Source organism: Pseudarthrobacter sp. CCNWLW207 (genome assembly GCF_037203945.1).
In the GTDB taxonomy this organism is placed as follows: domain Bacteria; phylum Actinomycetota; class Actinomycetes; order Actinomycetales; family Micrococcaceae; genus Arthrobacter.
Genome location: NZ_JBBCBS010000006.1, coordinates 59,656 through 78,638, shown reverse-complemented (window position 1 = coordinate 78,638; position 18,983 = coordinate 59,656). Strand labels below are relative to the sequence as shown.

General features: G+C 65.6%; 17 protein-coding genes. 5 read left to right on the top strand and 12 right to left on the bottom strand.

Features of this window, described 5'->3' with window-relative positions; all coding sequences use genetic code 11:
* Positions 1 to 17: 17 nt before the first annotated feature.
* From V9L17_RS11870 to V9L17_RS11855, 4 genes are read right to left on the bottom strand one after another with little or no spacing between them, the layout of a single operon-like run.
* Positions 18 to 1,127, bottom strand: a complete 1,110-nt coding sequence (locus V9L17_RS11870; RefSeq protein ID WP_337346013.1) for a mandelate racemase/muconate lactonizing enzyme family protein — start codon at positions 1,125 to 1,127, stop codon at positions 18 to 20.
* Complete coding sequence (locus V9L17_RS11865; RefSeq protein WP_337351572.1) at positions 1,127 to 2,032, bottom strand: 5-dehydro-4-deoxyglucarate dehydratase; 906 nt, start codon at positions 2,030 to 2,032, stop codon at positions 1,127 to 1,129. Before V9L17_RS11865 ends, V9L17_RS11870 begins: the two co-directional genes overlap by 1 nt.
* Complete coding sequence (locus tag V9L17_RS11860) at positions 2,029 to 2,997, bottom strand: NAD-dependent epimerase/dehydratase family protein (protein WP_337346011.1); 969 nt, start codon at positions 2,995 to 2,997, stop codon at positions 2,029 to 2,031. Before V9L17_RS11860 ends, V9L17_RS11865 begins: the two co-directional genes overlap by 4 nt.
* A 32-nt stretch (positions 2,998 to 3,029) precedes the next feature.
* Positions 3,030 to 4,514, bottom strand: a complete 1,485-nt coding sequence (locus V9L17_RS11855; RefSeq protein WP_337346010.1) for a Gfo/Idh/MocA family oxidoreductase — start codon at positions 4,512 to 4,514, stop codon at positions 3,030 to 3,032.
* 342 nt (positions 4,515 to 4,856) lie between these two features.
* Between V9L17_RS11855 and V9L17_RS11850 the strand changes: the two genes are divergently transcribed.
* Positions 4,857 to 5,891: a LacI family DNA-binding transcriptional regulator gene (locus tag V9L17_RS11850; protein ID WP_337346009.1), complete on the top strand. Its 1,035-nt coding sequence runs from the start codon at positions 4,857 to 4,859 to the stop codon at positions 5,889 to 5,891.
* A gap of 7 nt (positions 5,892 to 5,898) precedes the next feature.
* Here V9L17_RS11850 and V9L17_RS11845 read toward each other — a convergent pair whose 3' ends face one another.
* On the bottom strand, positions 5,899 to 6,588 hold the full coding sequence (locus V9L17_RS11845) for a FadR/GntR family transcriptional regulator (RefSeq protein ID WP_337346008.1): 690 nt from the start codon (positions 6,586 to 6,588) through the stop codon (positions 5,899 to 5,901).
* Positions 6,589 to 6,702: 114 nt separating this feature from the next.
* Between V9L17_RS11845 and V9L17_RS11840 the strand changes: the two genes are divergently transcribed.
* The gene (locus tag V9L17_RS11840; RefSeq protein ID WP_337351571.1) at positions 6,703 to 8,037 is read left to right on the top strand and encodes an alpha-hydroxy acid oxidase; all 1,335 of its coding nucleotides are present in this window, start codon (positions 6,703 to 6,705) and stop codon (positions 8,035 to 8,037) included.
* A 28-nt stretch (positions 8,038 to 8,065) separates the two neighbouring features.
* Here V9L17_RS11840 and V9L17_RS11835 read toward each other — a convergent pair whose 3' ends face one another.
* Positions 8,066 to 8,611 carry an ArsR/SmtB family transcription factor gene (locus V9L17_RS11835; RefSeq protein ID WP_337351570.1) on the bottom strand — a complete coding sequence of 182 codons (546 nt, stop codon included), beginning with the start codon at positions 8,609 to 8,611 and terminating at the stop codon, positions 8,066 to 8,068.
* Positions 8,612 to 8,766: 155 nt separating this feature from the next.
* On the opposite strand from V9L17_RS11835, the gene V9L17_RS11830 reads away from it, so the two are divergent.
* A complete protein-coding gene (locus V9L17_RS11830) occupies positions 8,767 to 9,270 on the top strand; it encodes a hypothetical protein (protein ID WP_337351771.1) in 504 nt (167 codons plus the stop codon).
* 12 nt (positions 9,271 to 9,282) lie between these two features.
* Here the strand turns inward: V9L17_RS11830 and V9L17_RS11825 are convergent, their stop codons facing one another.
* A complete protein-coding gene (locus tag V9L17_RS11825; RefSeq protein ID WP_337351569.1) occupies positions 9,283 to 10,494 on the bottom strand; it encodes an acetoin utilization protein AcuC in 1,212 nt (403 codons plus the stop codon).
* Positions 10,495 to 10,598: 104 nt separating this feature from the next.
* Between V9L17_RS11825 and V9L17_RS11820 the strand changes: the two genes are divergently transcribed.
* The gene (locus tag V9L17_RS11820) at positions 10,599 to 12,032 is read left to right on the top strand and encodes a TrkH family potassium uptake protein (protein ID WP_337351568.1); all 1,434 of its coding nucleotides are present in this window, start codon (positions 10,599 to 10,601) and stop codon (positions 12,030 to 12,032) included.
* Complete coding sequence (locus V9L17_RS11815) at positions 12,025 to 12,711, top strand: potassium channel family protein (RefSeq protein ID WP_131135094.1); 687 nt, start codon at positions 12,025 to 12,027, stop codon at positions 12,709 to 12,711. Before V9L17_RS11820 ends, V9L17_RS11815 begins: the two co-directional genes overlap by 8 nt.
* A 54-nt stretch (positions 12,712 to 12,765) precedes the next feature.
* On the opposite strand, the gene proC is transcribed toward V9L17_RS11815, so the two are convergent.
* From proC to V9L17_RS11790, 5 genes are all read right to left on the bottom strand, one after another.
* A complete protein-coding gene (gene proC, locus V9L17_RS11810; RefSeq protein ID WP_337351567.1) occupies positions 12,766 to 13,599 on the bottom strand; it encodes a pyrroline-5-carboxylate reductase in 834 nt (277 codons plus the stop codon).
* Between the two features lie 304 nt (positions 13,600 to 13,903).
* The gene (locus V9L17_RS11805) at positions 13,904 to 14,920 is read right to left on the bottom strand and encodes a Ppx/GppA phosphatase family protein (protein WP_337346001.1); all 1,017 of its coding nucleotides are present in this window, start codon (positions 14,918 to 14,920) and stop codon (positions 13,904 to 13,906) included.
* Positions 14,921 to 14,973: 53 nt separating this feature from the next.
* Positions 14,974 to 15,426 carry an SseB family protein gene (locus V9L17_RS11800; RefSeq protein ID WP_337346000.1) on the bottom strand — a complete coding sequence of 151 codons (453 nt, stop codon included), beginning with the start codon at positions 15,424 to 15,426 and terminating at the stop codon, positions 14,974 to 14,976.
* A 46-nt stretch (positions 15,427 to 15,472) separates the two neighbouring features.
* The gene (gene topA, locus V9L17_RS11795; protein WP_337351566.1) at positions 15,473 to 18,202 is read right to left on the bottom strand and encodes a type I DNA topoisomerase; all 2,730 of its coding nucleotides are present in this window, start codon (positions 18,200 to 18,202) and stop codon (positions 15,473 to 15,475) included.
* Positions 18,203 to 18,334: 132 nt separating this feature from the next.
* Positions 18,335 to 18,976 carry an ArsR/SmtB family transcription factor gene (locus tag V9L17_RS11790; protein ID WP_337351565.1) on the bottom strand — a complete coding sequence of 214 codons (642 nt, stop codon included), beginning with the start codon at positions 18,974 to 18,976 and terminating at the stop codon, positions 18,335 to 18,337.
* Positions 18,977 to 18,983: the final 7 nt, after the last annotated feature.

Below are 18,983 nucleotides of genomic sequence, written 5' to 3'. Positions count from 1 at the left end.
CGGTCATAGGATCTGCATCAGGGCGAGGGCGTGTCCTTGAAGCGGAAGCCAAGGCCCGGCTGATCCGTCAGGGTCAGGCGGCTGTTGCTGAAGCGGACCGGTGAGGGCCCCGCCAGGATGCCCAGCCGTTCGAAGGAAGCATCCTCCACGTCTTCCACCAGCGTGGGCTCCGCCAGGGTGAGGGCCAGCTGGCCGGAAAGTTCCGGCAGCAGGTGGGGCATCACGCGGATGCTGTTGGTCCGGGCCAGTTCCACGATCCGGCGGAACGGTGTGATGCCACCAACCCGGATGATGTTGGGCTGGATGATGTCCACCGCTTCCGCCTCAATGAAATCGCGGAACCGGTAGATGGTGTGCAGGTTTTCGCCGAGGGCAATGGGGACGGGCGAGTGCTTCCGCAGCCTCCGGTAGGCCCAGAGGTCGTCCGCGCGGATGGGTTCCTCGAGCCATTCCAGGCCGAACTCCGCGAGGACGTCCAACGCTTTGAAGGTTGTGGGCAGGTCCCAGCGCTGGTTGGCGTCAATCATGAGCTTGCGGTCCGGACCGAGCACGGTCCGGACCGCGGCCACGCGTTCGGCGTCCTCACAGATATCGGGTTTGCCCACCTTGATCTTGACGGCCCGGTGTCCGGCCGCGACCCAGCGTTCGGCCTGGGCCACCAGCTCCTCCAGCGTGTAGTGCAGGTTCACCCCGGAGCCGTACACCTCCGCGGACTCCTGCCGCTGGCCCAGAAGCCCGGTGACTGAGGTCTGTGCGCGGCGGGCCTGGAGGTCCCAGAGGGCAAGGTCGACGCCGGCCATCGCGATGGTGGTCAGTCCCCCGCCGCCGGCCTCATGCAGCCGCTTCCACAGTGCGTCCCACACCGTCTCGGGGTTGGCGGGCAGACCTGTCACGAAAGGTGCGATGTCGTAGTCGAGGAGTGCTTTGACGGCCTGCGGGCCAATGGTGGGCGTCCAGGAAAAACCATGCCCCGCACCGCCGTCGTCCGTCTGGATTTCCGTAACGATCACGTGGTTTTCCGGGGCTTCCACTCCCCAGCTGCGGCGCAGCGGGACGGTCAGGAGCCGCGTGGACAGACCGGTGATGAGCGGTGCGGTCCGGACGCTTTCGACGGCGGGCGCGCTCATCAGCGGCCGGCCAGCTCGTAGCCCTTGGCCAGGATGGACTTCAGCTGGACCAGTTGCTCCTCGGTGGGGTCCACCAGCGGCGGGCGGACGCCCCCAACAGCCAGGCCGCCCAGGCGCAGGCCCGCCTTGATCAGCGAGACGCCGAAACCCGGGGTCTGGTCACGGAGCCGCACCAGTGGAGCGTAGAAACCCTCGAGAAGGGCGTTGCGGCGCTCCTCGTCACCGGACATGTAGGCGTCGTAGTACGCCTTGGCGATCTCCGGTGCCATGGCGAACGCGGCCGAAGAGTAGAGCGGGATGCCCAGGCCACGGTAAGCGCCCTGGGTCAGTTCGGCGGTCAGCAGGCCGTTGAAGAAGGCGAAGTCCTCGCGTCCGGTGGCGCGGACCGCGGAGACGATCTCCTGGGCCAGGCCCACGTCTCCCAAGCCGTCCTTGAAGCCGATCACCTTAGGGTTGGCTGCGAGGTGTGCCATGGAGGCAGCAGTGAACTTGGCGTTGCCGCGGTGGTAGACGATCACTGGCAGGCTGCTGGCGTCAGCAATTGCTTCGATGTACGCCACCAGGCCGTCGGTGGGGCCGGTGACAAGGTACGGCGGCAGGACCAGGAGTGCGTCGGCACCGGCTTCCTCCGCCACGCGGGCAGCGGCCAGGGCGTGGCCCAGCGGTCCGCCGGCTCCGGCGACCACCGGCACCTTCCCTGCCACAACTTCGACGGCGGCAGTCACCACGGTGCGCACCTCATCGATGCTCAAGGCATGGAATTCACCGGTCCCGCAAGCGGGAAAAACGCCGCCGGGCCCGAAGGGAAGCCGCGAGCCGATGTGCTCCTTGAGGAGCTCCACATCGATAAAACCTTCCGGCGTGAACGGGGTGACGGGAAAAAACAATACGCCGTCGAATTTCATGGTGTCTCCTTGGATCCGGCTCCGGCTGTGACCAGCGAGGCGGCTGTCTCGTCGTTGAGGTTGGTGGTGGTTTTCAGTTCGGTCCGCCAGCTGCGTTGGGGTTCCCAGCCGAGCAGGTCGCGGGCTTTGGTGATGGAGAAGGCGGGGCTGGTGCCGGTCAGGCCGGCGGCCAGGGCTTCGCTTCCGGGCAGGAAGCGCGGCATCAGCTCTGCCAGTGGCGCCGTTGCGAGGGCGTCAGCTGCTCCGACGAAGAAGGTTTCCCCGTTCGGGATGGAGTCCATCTTCTGCAGGAGCACGTCCAGGAAGTCGGCGACGTCGCGGGCGTCCACGTAGTTGAACAGTGCCGGAGCCGACAGGGCAGGGTCCGCCAGGCGCTCGGCCACGGTATGGCCCTGCTGCGTGGGCGCACCTTCCCACTCCTCCGGGGAGATTACGTAGCAGGGCCGGAACGCGGCATAGCGGATCTTCTCCCCCTGGGCCGCGGCGAACATCTGAACGGTCTGCTCGGCGATCAGCTTGGACAGCGCGTACGCGTTCCACGGCTTGGGCGTGGTGCGCTCATCCAACGGGAAACTGTCCGGCAGCCAGCCCGCCGGGCAGCCGTAACCCAGCGCGGTGGGGCTGCTGGCCGTGATGATCTTGCCGATACCAAGTTCCGTGGCGGCGCTGATCACTGCGAACGCCAACCGGGTATTGGTGGCGAAGATGACCTCTTCCGGGGCACTGAACGGCACGGCGATCGCCGCGAGGTGGATGACGGCGTCGGGCTTGGTTTCCTTCAGGAGGCGCAAGGCCTCTCCCGGGACCAGGAGGTCGCCGGTTGCCTGTACGACGCCGGCCGGCAGCTGGTCCAACGGGATGGCGTCGCGGTCCACGGAGATGACCTCGTACCCGGCTTGCGCCAGCCCGGCCACCACGCTGCGTCCCAGCCGGCCGGAGCCGCCGGTGACAAAGATCCTGCTCATGATCGTTTCCTTGAGGATTTCAGGGCAGCGGACTAGGCGCCGCGGCGGAGGTCGGCGCCGAGATCCAGGTCCTCGATGCGGACGGGAAGGGAAGACTCCAGTGACCGGTTGCCGGCGATGCCGACGGAGACGGAGCGGAGGCCGTCAAGGTAGCCGGAGGGACGGCCCAGCGGGTCCTCGCCGGGACCGTTGAAAAGGTCTGAAAGGAGGAGCTCGTCGCCGCCGCCGTGGCCGCCTTCACCGTTGACAATGGGCACCTCGTAGGCAGCTTCCCAGTGGCGCTGGACCACCAGGCGTTCACCGTTGCGCCGGATGGCGTCCTCTTCCTCGACAGGGGTGGCGCTGGGGTCAACCACGGTCTTCTTGTCGGTGCTGCTGAGTACGGCGGCGCGCTCCACTACTTCGAGTTCGGCCCGGCCTTCGGTGCCGTTGACGGCAACGCGGTAGCCTTCCCACGGGCTGTGGGCGTTCAGGGAGTAGCTCAGCCGTGGCCCGCCCTGGTACTCCACCACCAGTGCCAGGTTGTCCTCGATGGTGATGCCGCCGGTGAAGACGTCCTGGTCGCGGCGGTAGCCGTCGTAGTGCTCGTTGTCGAGGAAGAGTGCCTTGAGGCGCTCATCGTCGCGCAGGTCCAGCGCAAACGGATCCTTTTCGACTGTTTTGTCCCCGAAGCCGGGGCTGTCGACGTCGGGCGTTCCACGCTCCGGACGGGGACCCAAGCCGCGCTCCGCGGCGTTCTTGTCGCCGTAGAACTTCAGCCCGCCGGAGGCGAACACGCGCTCGGGCACGTCATTGATCCACCAGTTAACGAGGTCGAAGTGGTGCGATGCCTTGTGGATCAGCAGGCCGCCGGAATTCTTCTTCTCGCGGTGCCAGCGGCGGAAGTAGTCCGCTCCGTGGACCGTGTCCAGGACCCAGCTGAAGTCAATGGAGGTGACCTTGCCGATCACGCCGCTCTGGATGATCTCCTTCAGGGCGCTGTTGCGCGGTGAGTAACGGTAGTTGAACGTGACCACCACGTTGCGGCCCGTCTCTTCCACGGCTTTGGTGATGCGGCGGCAGCCTTCGGCGTCGATGGTCAGTGGCTTTTCGACGACGACGTCGGCGCCCGCCTCGAGGGCCTCCACGATGTAGTCCGCGTGGGTGTAGTCCGGCGTGGTCACCACAACCCGGTCAATGTTGTTGGCCTGGATGAAAGCGCTCAGCCCCGCGGGGTCGAACGAGGCAACCGGCCCCGGGGCCCCGAGTTCCTGGATGAGCTTCTGGTAGAACTCCACCCGGCCGGGGTTGACGTCGGAGAACGCTACGAGTTCCGCGGTGTCAGAGTGCTTGCCAAAGATCGCGCGGATATACATCTCGGAGCGGCCACCGGTACCGATCAGGGCAATGCGCGCCTTGGTTCCCGCACCGGGCTCCTGGGCAAGTGGCTCACGGGCGAGTGATTCCTGGGCGCCAACGGCGGCGGTGCCGGTCAGCGGAGCGGCGGTAGCAGAACTCGATTCGGCTGTGTTGACCATGAGGGTCCCTTTCAAAGGCTTAATACCCGGCCGGAGGACGGCCGTTCGTGTGACGCAATGTGCCGGTTGCTGGACAGTACTGAGAAAGCGTTTTCTCAGAAGCGTTATATGATTTGTATCAAGAGCAACCTGCTCACGTCAACCATTATCCTCCCTGTGGGAAAGCGTTTTCTAGGTGGCTGCCCCGTTCGGCATCTCCGCGGGTTTTCCGGATCGTCCGGCTCAGCATAGAAATCGCTTTCCGAAGGCGTTATATGCTTTTTCTCACGACACCGCCATCTGCCGGAAACATCGCCAGCCCTCGGGCGGCAGAATGGCCGAGGGACCTACGAAAGGCAGACCATGGTCAGGAGATCGGCAACCGGCAGGATCGGCATCGCGGATGTTGCCGTCAAGGCCGGCGTTTCGCATGCCACGGTTTCGCGGGTGATGAACGGCAACTTCACCGTCGACCCGGAGATTGCAGCCCGCGTGCGGGCCGCGGCAGCGGAACTGAAGTACCAGCCGAACCCGGTCGGCCGCAGTCTTGCCCTGGGAAAGACGGACACCATTGGCATTGTGGTCCCGGACCTCGCCAACCCCACCTTCCAGGCCATCCTGCGCGGGCTCAGCCGAGCCGCGGCACAGGACGGATACCGCGTCCTGATCGCTGATTCCTTCGAAGTCTCCAGCGAGGAAGCAATCCTGGCCGGAGAGGCCCGACGTCGGTGTGACGGCCTGGTGCTGTGCGCGCCGCGCATGAGCGACGCCGAACTGGAGGAGCTAGTGCCTTCGCTGCACCCACTGGTGCTGATCAACAGGACTACGGCCGCCTCAGGCGTTCCCAGCCTGGTGGTGGACTACGGGCAGGGGGTCCAGGACCTCGCAGGGCACCTTGTGGAACTCGGCCATACGCGCCTGGCGTTCCTTGCGGGTCCGCCGCGCAGCGCATCCAACGGGCTCAGGCTCCAGGGCCTGGAAGCCTTTAAGGCCGCCCATCCCCAGGTGGAGGTCCTGATGCTCGAAGGCGGCTCCGACTTCGATACCGGGCACGGAGCAGTTGACGCCGTGCTGGACAGCGGCGCCACGGGCATTCTGGCGTTCAACGACCTCGTTGCCATGGGCCTGATGAGCGGACTCCACGAGCGCGGAGTGGACGTGCCCGGCGACATCTCGGTCACGGGCTTCGACGACATCCCGTTCGCCCGGTACACCACGCCCACCCTCACCACCGCCGCCGTGCCCATCACCGAGCTTGGCCAGCACGCCTGGCAGCAGATGCGTGCGCTCATCCGCAAGGAAGAAAACGACGCGCCGGGCAGCCGCTACCAGCCACGGCTTGAAATCCGGGCCAGCAGCGGGCCGGCCAAAGCTCCACGCACCGCAGCGCACGGCTGAGGCAGTTTCAGGAGCGCCTGACGCCGGCTTCGCGGTAGTAGCCCTCGATATGGGCAGCCACAAGCTTGGCCGCCCGTTCGCCGTCGTTATTCCGGATGGCCTCCAGGATTTCGCGGTGCTCCGTCCGCAGCCGCTTCGCAGTGGCATCCCAGTCAGGCAGGTTGCCCGTGAGCTGTGACGCGTAGCCAGTAATGGATTCGCGCAGGGAACCCATCATGGCACTGACCACTGCGTTACCTGCGGCGTCGGCCAGGGCAAGGTGGAAGCGGACGTCCAGGGCGAGGAAGTCATCCACGGCCATCCCGTCGACATCCATTTCCTCCAGGAGACGGGCCGCCCCGGTGAGCTCCGGAGAGTCGGGGTGGGCATGTGATGCAGCCCAGGATTCCAGCAAGACACGCGTCTGGACAATGTCGGATACCGGCAGGTGCTGCGTGGCCACGTGAAGCCGAAGGGCCGAGCCGAGTGCCGCCGTCGGATCCGAGATCACCACGGTGCCGGCCTCCGGACCGGAACCGACGCCGGCCCGGACTACCCCCATGGCCTCGAGAATGCGGATCGCCTCGCGCACTGAGGTGCGGGAGACCTGCAACTGCTCTGCGAGGGTCCGTTCGGCGGGCAGCCGTCCGCCCACGGCCAGTTTGCCTTCGGAGAGCTGGCCCTCGATCCAGTGCAGGACAAGCTGGTGGGTACGCATACCGCCATCCTACTTGATGTGGTTGGACCACATGCCCTAGAGTGTGGTTAGACCACACGAGCGTGACCATCAATGCATGTCCGCGATCTGTCCGGCCCACCAACGGAGGAAGCCATGACCCACACGATCCAGCCGAACAATCCCGAGACCACCCCCGCCCCGGACGCCACCGATACCCCGGCTGCATCCACACCTCATCCCGCAGCACCGTCGGCTGTACCAGCAGCACTGAAGCGCCGCATTCCGAAATACTCGGACCTGGCGCCGCTGATGCAGTTTAAGAAGCCCGAGTTCAGCAAGGAAGCCCGGCTCAAGCGCGCCAGCACCATCTGGGAACTGCGCGATATCGCCAAACGCCGTACCCCGCAGGCGCCGTTCGACTACACCGACGGTGCCGCCGAAGCCGAGATCACCCTGCGCCGCGCCCGCGAAGCTTTCCTGGACATCGAGTTCCGGCCCGGCATCCTGCGGAACGTCTCCAAGATCGACCTAAGCACTGAAATCCTGGGCAAGTCCTCCCGGCTTCCGGTAGGCATCGCCCCCACCGGGTTCACCCGCATGATGCAGTCCGAAGGCGAATACGCGGGCTCCCAGGCAGCAGAAGCCGCAGGCATCCCCTACACTCTTTCCACCATGGGCACCGCCTCCATCGAGGACGTGGCCGCCGCCGCCCCGAACGGCCGCAACTGGTTCCAGCTGTACCTGTGGACGGACCGTGACCGCTCGCTGGAACTGATCGAGCGCGCCGCCAAGGCGGGCAACGACACCCTCATGGTCACCGTGGATACCGCCGTCGCCGGCGCCCGCCTGCGCGACGTCCGCAACGGCATGACCATCCCGCCGGCACTGACGATCAAGACGGTCCTGGACGCGTCCTACCGCCCCGCCTGGTGGTTCAACTTCCTCACGCATGAGCCGCTGACCTTCGCCTCACTGTCCCGCTACACCGGCACTGTGGCGGACCTCATCAACTCGATGTTCGACCCCACCCTGACATTCGAGGACCTGGACTGGCTGCGTGAGACCTGGAAGGGCAAGCTCGTGGTCAAGGGCATCCAGACCGTGGAGGACGCCCGCAAGGTGGTGGACCACGGCGCCGACGGCGTAGTGCTCTCCAACCACGGCGGCCGCCAGCTGGACCGCGCGCCCATCCCGTTCCACCTGCTGCCCGGCGTGAAGGAAGCTTTCACGAAGGACAACTCGGATGCGGCCATCATGCTGGACACCGGCATCATGAGCGGCGCGGACATCATCGCGGCCCTGGCCCTGGGCGCGGACTTCACGTTGATCGGCCGGGCCTACCTTTACGGCCTGATGGCCGGCGGCCGGACCGGCGTGGACCGTGCCCTCCAGATCCTGGAGAAGGACATGGCCCGCACCATGGCCCTGCTGGGTGTCAGCAAGATCTCGGAGCTGACCCCTGACCACGTGCGCCTGCTCAATAAGTAGCCCGCCCGCCCAACGGGGTAATTAGGGGCTACTTTTTGCGGCCGAACTTCGGGAGGTTCGGCAGGTTCGCCAGCAGGTCGGCGGCCTTGGTGGCGGCGCGGCCCACAGTCCGGCCGATCTGCTGCGGGACAGTGTCGTCGCTGAGCGGGGCTGCGGTACCGCCCGGAATGACGACGGCGGGGCTCAGCTCGGCGTCCTCGCGCGCCAGGACAGCCGCCACGGCTTCATTGTCCGGCACCGGTGTAGCGGCGGCATGCTGTTTGCCGGCTTCCGAAGCCGGCACCTCAGGCGATTTTGAAGCGGCGGCTGCCGGACCGACGTTGAACGTTTCCAGCCAGCTGACGATCCCCTCCAGGGGCTTTGGGTTCAGCGCGTAGTAACGCTTCTGGCCCTGCGCGCGCATGCTGACGAGCTGGGCCTCGCGGAGGACCTTCAGGTGCTTCGAAATAGTGGGCTGGCTCGCGTCCAGTTCCTCCACCAACTCCCCTACGGCCTTATCCCCGGCACGCAAGGAAACGAGGATGTCGCGCCGGGTTGCTTCCGCAATGACGGCAAATACGTCGTCTGTCACCATGCCTCCCACCCTAGCGACATATACGCCGGAAGGCATCAACTATTTCGGCCCGTATCCGAACGCCATTGCCCAAGCTCCCATGCGGTGCTAGAACGGTTCCACGGTTGCCCCCAACCTAACAGGGGCAGCCGCTCAGGGATGAGGAGTGGGTGGCTATGGATTTCCTGCGCCAGCAGCTGTTCAACATCATCGCGTTTGTTTTTCTGGGCCTCTTTGTGGCGGTTTGGGGCACCGTTTTGCTGCGCGTCGGGTTCTGGGTACCGGACGGCAGGACCGTGGCACCGCCCCTGAATGGAGCGCTGGTCACGGCGGCCGGCGTGCTGGCCACGTCGCTGAGTTCGCTGACGGCGTCGGCGCTGGGGTTCACCATCGCCGAAGTCCGCCGCGACGAGCGCGAGCAGGAAGCCCGACGGCCTTCGGGACCCGGGGCTCCCGGCGGCGCCATGGCCTTCAATCCGTCCGAAGTCACCGCCCGGCTGTCCGGACGGATCGTCGCAGCCGTGGTGGTCTACCTCGCGGTGGGACTGCTGGTCCTGCTGCTCTGGCTGATCAAGGGAACGGCGTCCACGGACTTGATCGGGGCATTCGCGCTGTCGCTGCTCGGCTGGCTGATCGGCGCCGCCGGCGTGGTTTTCCAGACGGAGAAGCCAACTACCTGACCAAAACTGGCGTCAGTCGAACCAGGGGTCCAGGCCGTGCAGCGGGAAAACGGCCTTGCGGGTGGCCATGACCGAGCGGTCCACGGCGTCGTTGGGGTCGAATCCCACTTCCCAAGAACGCCACCAGACTTCCACGTCATCCCCCATGAGTCCCTGCGTTGCGGCGCCGAACTTCTCATCAACATAAGTGCGCCAGTCCTCCGGCACGGGCGTCCGCAGCGGCACCGGACGGCCGGCGGCGATGGCGATCAGGTGGCTCCAGGACCGGGGCACCACATCCGTGACGTTGTACCCGCCGCCGCCGGTGGCGATCCAGCGGTTGCCGCAGTAGCGCGCGGCGAGATTTCCGACGGCGGTCGCGGCCTCGCGCTGGCCGTCTACGCTGAGGTTGAGGTGGGTCAGCGGATCCGTGCGGTGCGAATCGCAACCGTGCTGGCTTACGATCACTTCGGGTTCGAAGGCTCCCACCAGTTGTGGCACAACGGCATGGAACGCCCGCAGCCAACCGGCGTCTCCGGTGCCTGAGGGCAGCGCAACGTTGACGGCGCTCCCTTCCGCTTGCGGGCCGCCGACCTCGTTTGCGAATCCGGTTCCCGGGAACAGCGTGAGTCCGCTTTCGTGAAGCGAGATGGTGAGCACTCGGGGGTCGTCCCAGAAGATGCTTTCCGTCCCGTCACCATGGTGGGCATCGACGTCGATATATGCCACGCGCCGGATGCCGCCGTCCAGCAGTCTTTGGACGGCAAGGGCTGAGTCGTTATAGATGCAGAAGCCGCTCGCCCGGTCGCGGGCGGCGTGGTGCAGGCCGCCACCGAAGTTCACCGCGTGAAGCGAGGATCCGTCCAGGATTGCCGTGGCCGCGAGCAGCGAGCCGCCCGCCAAACGCGCCGCGGCCTCGTGCATGCCCGCAAAGGCGGGATCGTCCTCGGTGCCCAGTCCCCGGGATTCGTCCGGCGAGGATGGATCGTCACTGACCTTGTGCACCGCCGCCACGAAGTCCGGTGCGTGCACGGTCTCCAGCTCGGCGTCGGACGCCACCTCCGGGGCCGCCACCGAAACATGCGGGAGGTCCAGCAGGCCCAGGCTCCGCGCCAGGCGGGCGGTCAGGTCCATCCGTTCAGGCGCCATGGGGTGCCCCGGGCCAAAATTGTAGGCGGTCATGGCGGAATTCCACACCACCGTCGTTGGCGGCGCGGGCTGGCTGAGACCGGGCAGGTATGTCATCAATCACAGGCTACCTGAGCATGCCGCCCCTCCAGCCCGGCCATTACGCGACCTTTAGTGGTTTACTACTGGAGGAAACAGTTTCAACCGAGGAAAAGCCACCCATGACGCAACGCCAGTCGAGGCCCCGGAACCCGGCCAGCTGGCACCCCGCCGCACCGGAGCGCGAAGGCCTCTGGATCTTCACCCAGCTGCGCGACTTCATTGACGACATCGCCAACACCTCCCCTGCCCGGCTTGCCCTGAGCGCGTTCGCCGCTGTCTGCCTGGTCTTTACGTTCCTCCTGTCACTGCCCATCTCCTCAGCCGCCGGTGCGGCCACCCCGTTGCACCAGGCCATGTTCACCGCAGTGTCAGCCGTCTGCGTCACCGGCCTGACGGTTGTTTCGACGGCGGTGCACTGGTCGTTCTTCGGCCAACTGGTCATCCTGATAGGCGTCTTCGTGGGCGGCCTGGGAACACTGACCCTCGCCTCGCTGCTGGCCCTGATGGTCAGCAAGAAACTGGGTGTGCGCGGCAAGCTGATCGCCCAGGAAGCCATGAACAACGCCGGCCGCCTCGGCGAGGTAGGTACGCTGCTGCGGATCGTCATCACCACCTCGGTGGTGATCGAGGGGGTCCTGGCCCTGGCACTGATTCCCCGGTTCATGACACTCGGCGAGCCGTTCTGGCAGTCGGTGTGGCACGGCATCTTCTATGCCATCTCATCGTTCAACAACGCCGGCTTCACCCCGCATTCGGACGGGATCGTGCCCTACGAGACCGACCTGTGGATCCTGGTCCCCCTCATGCTCGGCGTTTTCCTAGGCAGCCTGGGGTTCCCCGTGGTGATGGTCCTGCAGCAGAACGGGCTCAACTGGAAGAAATGGAACCTGCACACCAAGCTGACCATCCAGGTCTCCTTCATCCTGCTCGCGGCCGGGACCGTTCTATGGGGTCTGATGGAGTGGGACAACGCCCGGACCATCGGCCACATGGACCTCGGCGACAAGATCACGCACGCGCTGTTCGCTTCCGTCATGACCAGGTCCGGCGGCTTCAACCTCGTGGACCAGAACCACATGGAGTCCACCACCATGCTGCTGACGGACGCGCTGATGTTCGCCGGCGGCGGCTCGGCATCCACGGCGGGCGGCATCAAAGTCACCACGATCGCCGTGATGTTCCTTGCCATCATTGCTGAGGCCCGCGGCGACGCCGACGTCAAGGTCTACGGCCGGACCATCCCCCAAGGCACCATGCGGGTGGCCATCTCGGTGATCGTGGCGGGCGCAACGCTGGTGTCCGTCTCCGCGTTCCTGCTCCTGCAGATCAGCGGGGCGTCCCTGGACCGTGTGCTCTTCGAAACCATTTCAGCCTTCGCCACCGTGGGACTAAGCACCAACCTCAGTGCCGAGCTGCCGCCGTCGGGCGTTTATGTCCTGACTGCGCTGATGTTCGCAGGCCGCGTAGGCACCGTTACGCTTGCAGCTGGCCTGGCCCTGCGCCAGCGCAGCCAGCTGTACCACTACCCGGAAGAGAGGCCCATCATTGGCTAATTCCTCAGGCGCGCCCAACCGGCCCGCCCACAACGCCCCGGTCCTGGTGATCGGCCTGGGCCGCTTCGGCTCCTCCACGGCGGAGCAGCTGGTCAAGCAGGGCCGCGAAGTGCTGGCCATCGAACGGGACCGCACCCTGGTTCAGAAATGGGCGCCGCTCCTGACGCACGTGGTGGAAGCCGATGCCACCAACATTGATGCGCTGCGCCAGCTCGGCGCGCAGGAGTTCAGCTCGGCCGTGGTGGGTGTGGGGACGTCCATCGAGTCCTCAGTGCTGATCACGGTGAACCTGGTGGACCTGGGCATCGAACACCTATGGGTCAAGGCGATCACCCCGTCGCACGGCAAGATCCTCACCAGGATCGGCGCCAACCACGTGATCTACCCAGAGGCTGACGCCGGCGTCCGCGCCGCACACCTGGTCTCCGGCCGGATGCTGGACTTCATCGAGTTTGACGACGACTTCGCCATCGTCAAGATGTACCCGCCGCGCGAAACAGTCGGCTTCACCCTGGATGAGTCCAAGGTCCGCTCCAAGTACGGGGTCACGATCGTGGGCGTGAAGTCACCGGGCGAGGACTTCACCTATGCCCGGCCGGAGACCAAGGTTTCCGCCCGCGACATGCTGATCGTGTCCGGCCACGTGGACCTGCTGGAACGGTTCGCCGCGCGGCCGTAATCCCCAACCGCTCCCTATCCTCGCAAGCTCGGCCAGGGAACCCTGCGGGTGGGACTAGCTGAGTTGTTTGGTGATCTCCGCGGCGCGGTCCGCGGCCGCGCGGGCACCGGCGGCGATGATTTCCGGTATGCCGCGCTCGTCAAAAGTGGCAATGGCACGTTCGGTGGTGCCGTTGGGGCTGGTCACAGACTTACGCAGGGCTGAGGGATCAGCGCCAGGCTCGGCCAGCATGAAACCGGCGCCTGCCACGGTCTCCCGGGCCAGCAGCAAGGACAACTCCGGATCCAGGCCCAGCTCCACCCCGGCAGCGGCCATTGCTTCGGCCAGGTAGAAAGCATATGCAGGGCCGGAGCCGCTGATCGCCGACAATGCATCCACCTGTTCCTCGGGCACCTCTACAACGGTGCCGGCCGGTTTGAGGATCTCCTTAGCCAGCTGGAGCTGCTCTGGTGAGCAGTTGGTTCCCGCGGACACCGACACCACACCGCGCCCCAACTTGGCAGGAACGTTGGGCATGGTCCGGATGACCGGCTGCCCCGTCGGCAGCGCCGCTTCCAGCTGCGCCAGGGATACGCCGGCTGCCACGCTGATCACGATGGTCTGTGGCGACAGCGATCCGCTGATCTCCCGTGCGAGGTCCGCGATGCCCACCGGCTTGGTTCCCAGGATGACGACGTCGGACCTCTTCGCAGCCTGCTTGTTATTTTCCGGTTCCTCTTCGCCCGCGATGGCGGTGATTCCATGGTGGCGGGCCGCCAGTTCGGCCGCCCGTTCAGCCCGCCGGACTGTTGCCACGATGTCAGCGGGGTCGGCGCCGCCGTCAATCAGGCCACCCAGGATGGCTTCGTTCATGGACCCACAGCCAAGGAATGCGATTCGGTTGCTCATGGATCCATCATTGCAGTTCGAACCCTGCGCTGCCGAAACTGCAAGTGAACGGACGACGGCGGAACTCGCCCTCGGCGATTCACAGGCGGCTCCCATGTTCGGCGCAGGAACTTCACAAGTTGGCGCCCTAACGTAGTTATTACCTCATTGAGGGTGCGAGTGATGCGGCAAGCATGGGGATGTTTGCCCGAGGCACCGGTGGTCCGCAGCAGGTTTTCCCCCATTTTCCTGCTGCGGGCGCCGGTGCTTTCGCGTTAAGGGGCGTTCGAGCCGGAAGTCATTTCGCATGGGCGCAAAAGCACACTCAGAGGGGCACAGCTGCCTGGGGATCCCCGATGTACGGGGCGCCTACCTGGGGCGCGCTGACGTGCGGAGCCGGCTCCAGCGGCCCGGCAAACACCAGCTGGTCCAGCCGCCGCAGGATCAGGCCTTCACGCAAGGCCCACGGGCAGATCCGAATCTTCTTGAATTTGAACAGTTCCAGCGCGGCCTCCGCCACGAGCGCCCCGGCGAGCAACTGGTTGGCCCGGGCCTCGGAGACGCCAGGCAGGTGCAGCCGGTCCTCGGTTTTCATGGCCGAGATGCGCTGCGCCCAGACGCCGAGGTCCGTCCCGTTGAGTTCGCGTTTGACGTAGGGGCCGGCGATGCTGGGCGCCGCACCGGCAATCCTGGCCAGTGACCGGAAGGTCTTGGATGTCCCCGCGACGAGGTTGGCACGCCCCAGTCCGTCGAACTGGCGGACCGCGGGCTTGAGGGTTGCACGGATGTACCGGCGCAGTTCCTTCACGCTCTTGGCCGACGGCGGATCCTCAGCCAGCCAATCCCGCGTAAGCCTGCTGGCTCCCAAGGGTACGGAGGTGGCCATCTCCGGCAGCTCGTCCTGACCGAAGGCCATTTCGAAGGAGCCACCGCCGATGTCCAGGTTCAGGATTGGTCCGGCTCCCCAGCCGTACCAGCGGCGGACAGCGAAGAACGTCATGGACGCCTCTTCACTGCCCGTCAGCTCCTCCAGGGTCACGGTGGTTTCGTGCTTGACCCGGGCCAGTACTTCCGGGCCGTTGGTGGCTTCGCGGATGGCCGACGTACAAAAGGCCAGCAGGTCCTCGGCCTTGTGCTTGGCCGCAAACTCCCAGGCTTCCAGAACAAACTCGGTCAGTTCGTGCTGCCCGGCATCGGTGATGTTGCCATCGGCATCCAGGTACTGGACCAGGGAGAGCGGCCGCTTGTGCGAAGCAAAAGGTACGGGGCGCGCGCCAGGGTGGGCGTCGACCAAAAGGAGGTGGACAGTGTTGGACCCGATATCGAGGACGCCTAGCCGCATCCTGCCATTATTCACCCGCACTGCCCGTCGGTTATAAACGGAGCGGGAACATGTCAGTTGGCGCTGGGATCCGCCGGGGCGCCGTCCGGGAGCTCATCGGCCCGCTTGAAGTCGCGCTTGATGTTGGCCACACCCTCGGGGTTGATCTCGAAGCCGAATGCAGCGCCGGGGTTGATGACCATCCCCAGCTCCTCCCCGATGTTGGCGATGATGGCCGCGCCCTGGGTTCCGAGGATATTCGGGGCCGCGGCCAGGTACTGCTCGTCTACCCTGCTGGGGTGGGAGAAAACCGCCAGGACGGGGTCGCCGTCGGCATTGGCCAGCACGAGCGGCTCCACCTGGGAGTCCTCTCCTTCGATGCCCTCGGTGCTGACAACGTAGACCTCGCTGTTGAGGAACGACAGGATAACGTCCACCGGGCTGGCCTCAGGCTGTCCGCCCTGGGCGAGCTTCTCTTCGAGGTCGTTCAGGGGCGTGGTGTCGGCGGTGCCGGGCTGTTCAGTCATGTATCTACTCGACCACGTTGTGCCCGGCACCGCAAACCACCGATTGCTACTTCTTGGCGGCGGCCTTCTTCTTCGCCGGGGCCTTGCGGGCCGTCGTCGTGCGCTTGACCGGACCCTTGGCGCGCTTCTCGGCGAGCAGTTCCACAGCCTGTTCCCGCGTCAGCTCCTCCAAGGACGTGGCGCGCGGAACGGTGATGTTGGTGATGCCGTCGGTGATGTACGGGCCGAACCGGCCTTCCTTCACCACAATGTTCTTTTCCGATACCGGGTCCGGACCGAACTCGGCCAGCGGCGGCACAGCGGCACGGGCACCGCGCTGCTTGGGCTGGGAGTAAATCTCCAGGGCCTGCTCCAGCGTGATGGTGAAGATTTCCTCTTCCGACCCGATGGAACGGGAGTCAGTGCCCTTCTTCAGGTACGGGCCAAAGCGGCCGTTCTGCACCGTAATAAGGTTTCCTTCGGCGTCCTCGCCCAGGACCCGGGGCAGGCTCATCAGCTGGAGCGCCTCGTCCAGGGTGACGGAGTCCACGGTCATCGAAGCGAACAGGGAACCGGTGCGCGGCTTAGCCTTGACGGGCTTCTTCGGTGGCTTGGGCTTGCCGTTCTTGTAGTACTCCACGGGCTGGTTGGCCAACTGTTCGTCGGTCATCTCCGGGATAATTTCGGTGACGTAGGCGCCATACCGGCCGTTCTTGGCCACCACGGTGTGCCCGGTGTGCGGGTCCGCACCCAGCACGCGTTCTTCCGGCGCAGCCGTCTCCATCAGCTCGATGGCCTTGGCTGCCGTCAGTTCGTCAGGAGCCAGGTCCTCGGGGACGTTGGCGCGGGAAGACTCCACGATTTCGCCGGTCTTGGCGTCCACGGTGGGGGTGGTGCTCTCCAGGTAGGGGCCGAACTTGCCAACCCGCAGCGTGATCTGGTCCGTGATGGGAATGGAGTTGATCTCGCGGGCATCGATCTCGCCAAGGTTGTTGACGATGCTCAGCAGGCCCGGGTCGGCGTCTTCACCGTAGTAGAAGTGCTTGAGCCAGGCTGACCCAACAGCCTGGCCATTGGCGATCTTGTCCAGGTCGCCTTCCATGTCTGCGGTGAATTCGTAGTCAACGTAGTCGGTGAAGTGCTGTTCCAGCAGGCGGATCACCGAGAAGGCGATCCAGCTGGGCACCAGGGCCGAGCCCTGCTTCCGGACGTAGCCGCGGTCCTGGATGGTGGAGATGGTGGAGGCATAGGTCGACGGGCGGCCGATACCCTTCTTCTCCAGCTCGGCCGTCAACGACGCTTCAGTGAAGCGCGGCGGCGGCGAGGTTTCGTGGCCCACGGCGACGATTTCTGACGCCGAGAGAGAGTCGCCCTTGGCCACATTGGGCAGCCGGCGGGCTTCTTCGGTGTCGTCGTCGCCGCGGCTTTCGTCCTTACCTTCCTCGTAGGCGGCCAGGAAGCCGGGGAAGGTGATGACGGTGCCGGAGGCGGAGAACTCTGCGTCCCGCCCGTCGGTGGCCACTGCGCCGAGGCGGATGGTGGCAGTGGAGCCCTTGGCGTCGCCCATCTGGGATGCGACGGTACGCTTCCAGATCAGTTCGTACAGGCGGAATTCGTCGCCGGAAAGCTGCTTGGCCACCTGCGCCGGGGTGCGGAAGGAGTCACCGGCGGGGCGGATGGCCTCGTGGGCTTCCTGCGCGTTCGCGGCCTTGCTGGAGTAGACGCGGGGTGACGCCGGGATGTATTCCGGGCCGTACAGTTCGGAGGCCTGCCGGCGGGCGGCCGTTACGGCTTCATCGCTCAGCGCCGAGGAGTCGGTACGCATATAGGTGATGTAGCCGTTTTCATACAGGCGCTGGGCGATCTGCATGGTGCTCTTGGAGGAGAAGCGCAGCTTACGGCCGGCCTCCTGCTGCAGCGTGGAAGTGGTGAACGGCGCGGCCGGACGGCGGGTGTACGGCTTGGTTTCCACGGAGCGGACCAGGAAGTCCGCGTCCTGCAGGCCCGCTGCCAACGACGTAGCGAGTTCCTCGTTCAGGTGAACGGCGTTGCGGGCGGTGAGCACGCCGTCGTCGTTGAAGTCCCGGCCGCTGGCCACCTTGGCGCCGTCTACAGCGGCAAGTTTCGCCTTGAACGAGGCGGATCCGGCGCCGAACTGGCCTGTCAGGTCCCAGTAGGAAGCTGCTTTGAACGCCATGCGTTCGCGTTCGCGGTCCACCACCATCCGGGTGACTACGGACTGCACACGGCCGGCGGACAGGCCGCGGGCCACCTTGCGCCAGAGGACCGGGGAAATCTCGTAGCCATAGAGGCGGTCCAGCACGCGTCGGGTTTCCTGGGCGTCCACCAGGGCGGCGTCAACATCGCGCAGGTTGTCCATGGCGCGGTGGATGGCTTCCTTGGTGATTTCTCCGAAGGTCATCCGGTACACGGGGACCTTGGGCTTGAGCACTTCCAGCAGGTGCCACGCGATGGCCTCGCCCTCGCGGTCCCCATCGGTTGCGAGATAAAGAGCGTCAGCATCTTTGAGCTGGGCCTTGAGCTCGGCGACCTTTTTCTTCTTGTCGGCCGACACCACGTAGTACGGCTTGAAGTCGTTTTCGATGTCGACGGCAAACTTGCCGACCGAGGTCTTCTTCAGTTCTGCGGGGAGCTCAGACGGCTGCGGCAGGTCGCGGATGTGACCGATGGAGGCCTCTACGATGAAGCCCTCGCCGAGGTACTTGGCGATGGTCTTGCTCTTGGCCGGAGACTCCACAATCACGAGTTTCTTGCCGGTTTTGGCCTTGCTTGGCACGGTGCTCCTACAGAAAAAGGTTGCTCGGGCAGATGAGCCCATATTGGCCTAGTTCACCATATTTTGGACAATCGTGCGCATTCGGCGTGAAAAACGTGCGCCCTCCAAGTGCGGTCCCGAGCCTCGGCTTTCCTACGTTTCCGCAGGTCCGGATGCAACTTCAGGGGCCATCCGAGCTACCGTCCGGTCGTCCGGGATCAGCGACCACATAGCGGCCATCCGCTCGGCTCCTTCGGGGATCCGGTGTGGATCGTCCAGTTCGTATTCACCGAGCAGGGCGAACAGGCGCCGGGTCAGATCGGCCTGCTGCTCGCGGGTGAGGTAAAGCAGTTCGCTGGCAAGCACGACGGCGGTGGGGGCCTCGGCAGGTGCGCCGGCGCGGCGGCGCTCATCCCGCGTCCTGGCATACGCGGCAGCGCGGCGGCGGAACGCATCCAGCTCAAGGTCAACGACCGGGCTGGCCGCTCCCCCACCGGAGTTGATGGCGAAGTCTGTGCCGGCAGCCTTCCAGCGCCGTTCCCGGGCATCCCCCTCGGTGGGCGCCGGGACCACAATGCCCCATTTCTGCAGGGCGCGCAGGTGGTAGCTCATGGCGCTGGGAGTCAGGCCTGTCTGCGCGGCCAGTTCGGTGGCCGTCCGGCTGACCTGGGTGGAATACAGCTCGGAAATGACCTCCAGCCGGGCGGCATGGGCCAGGGCCCGGATCGCCCTTGGATCGGTGATTTCCACCTTTTTCTCCAGGCGGGCGCGGCTGCCTGCAGGTTCCGTATTCACGGCTCCA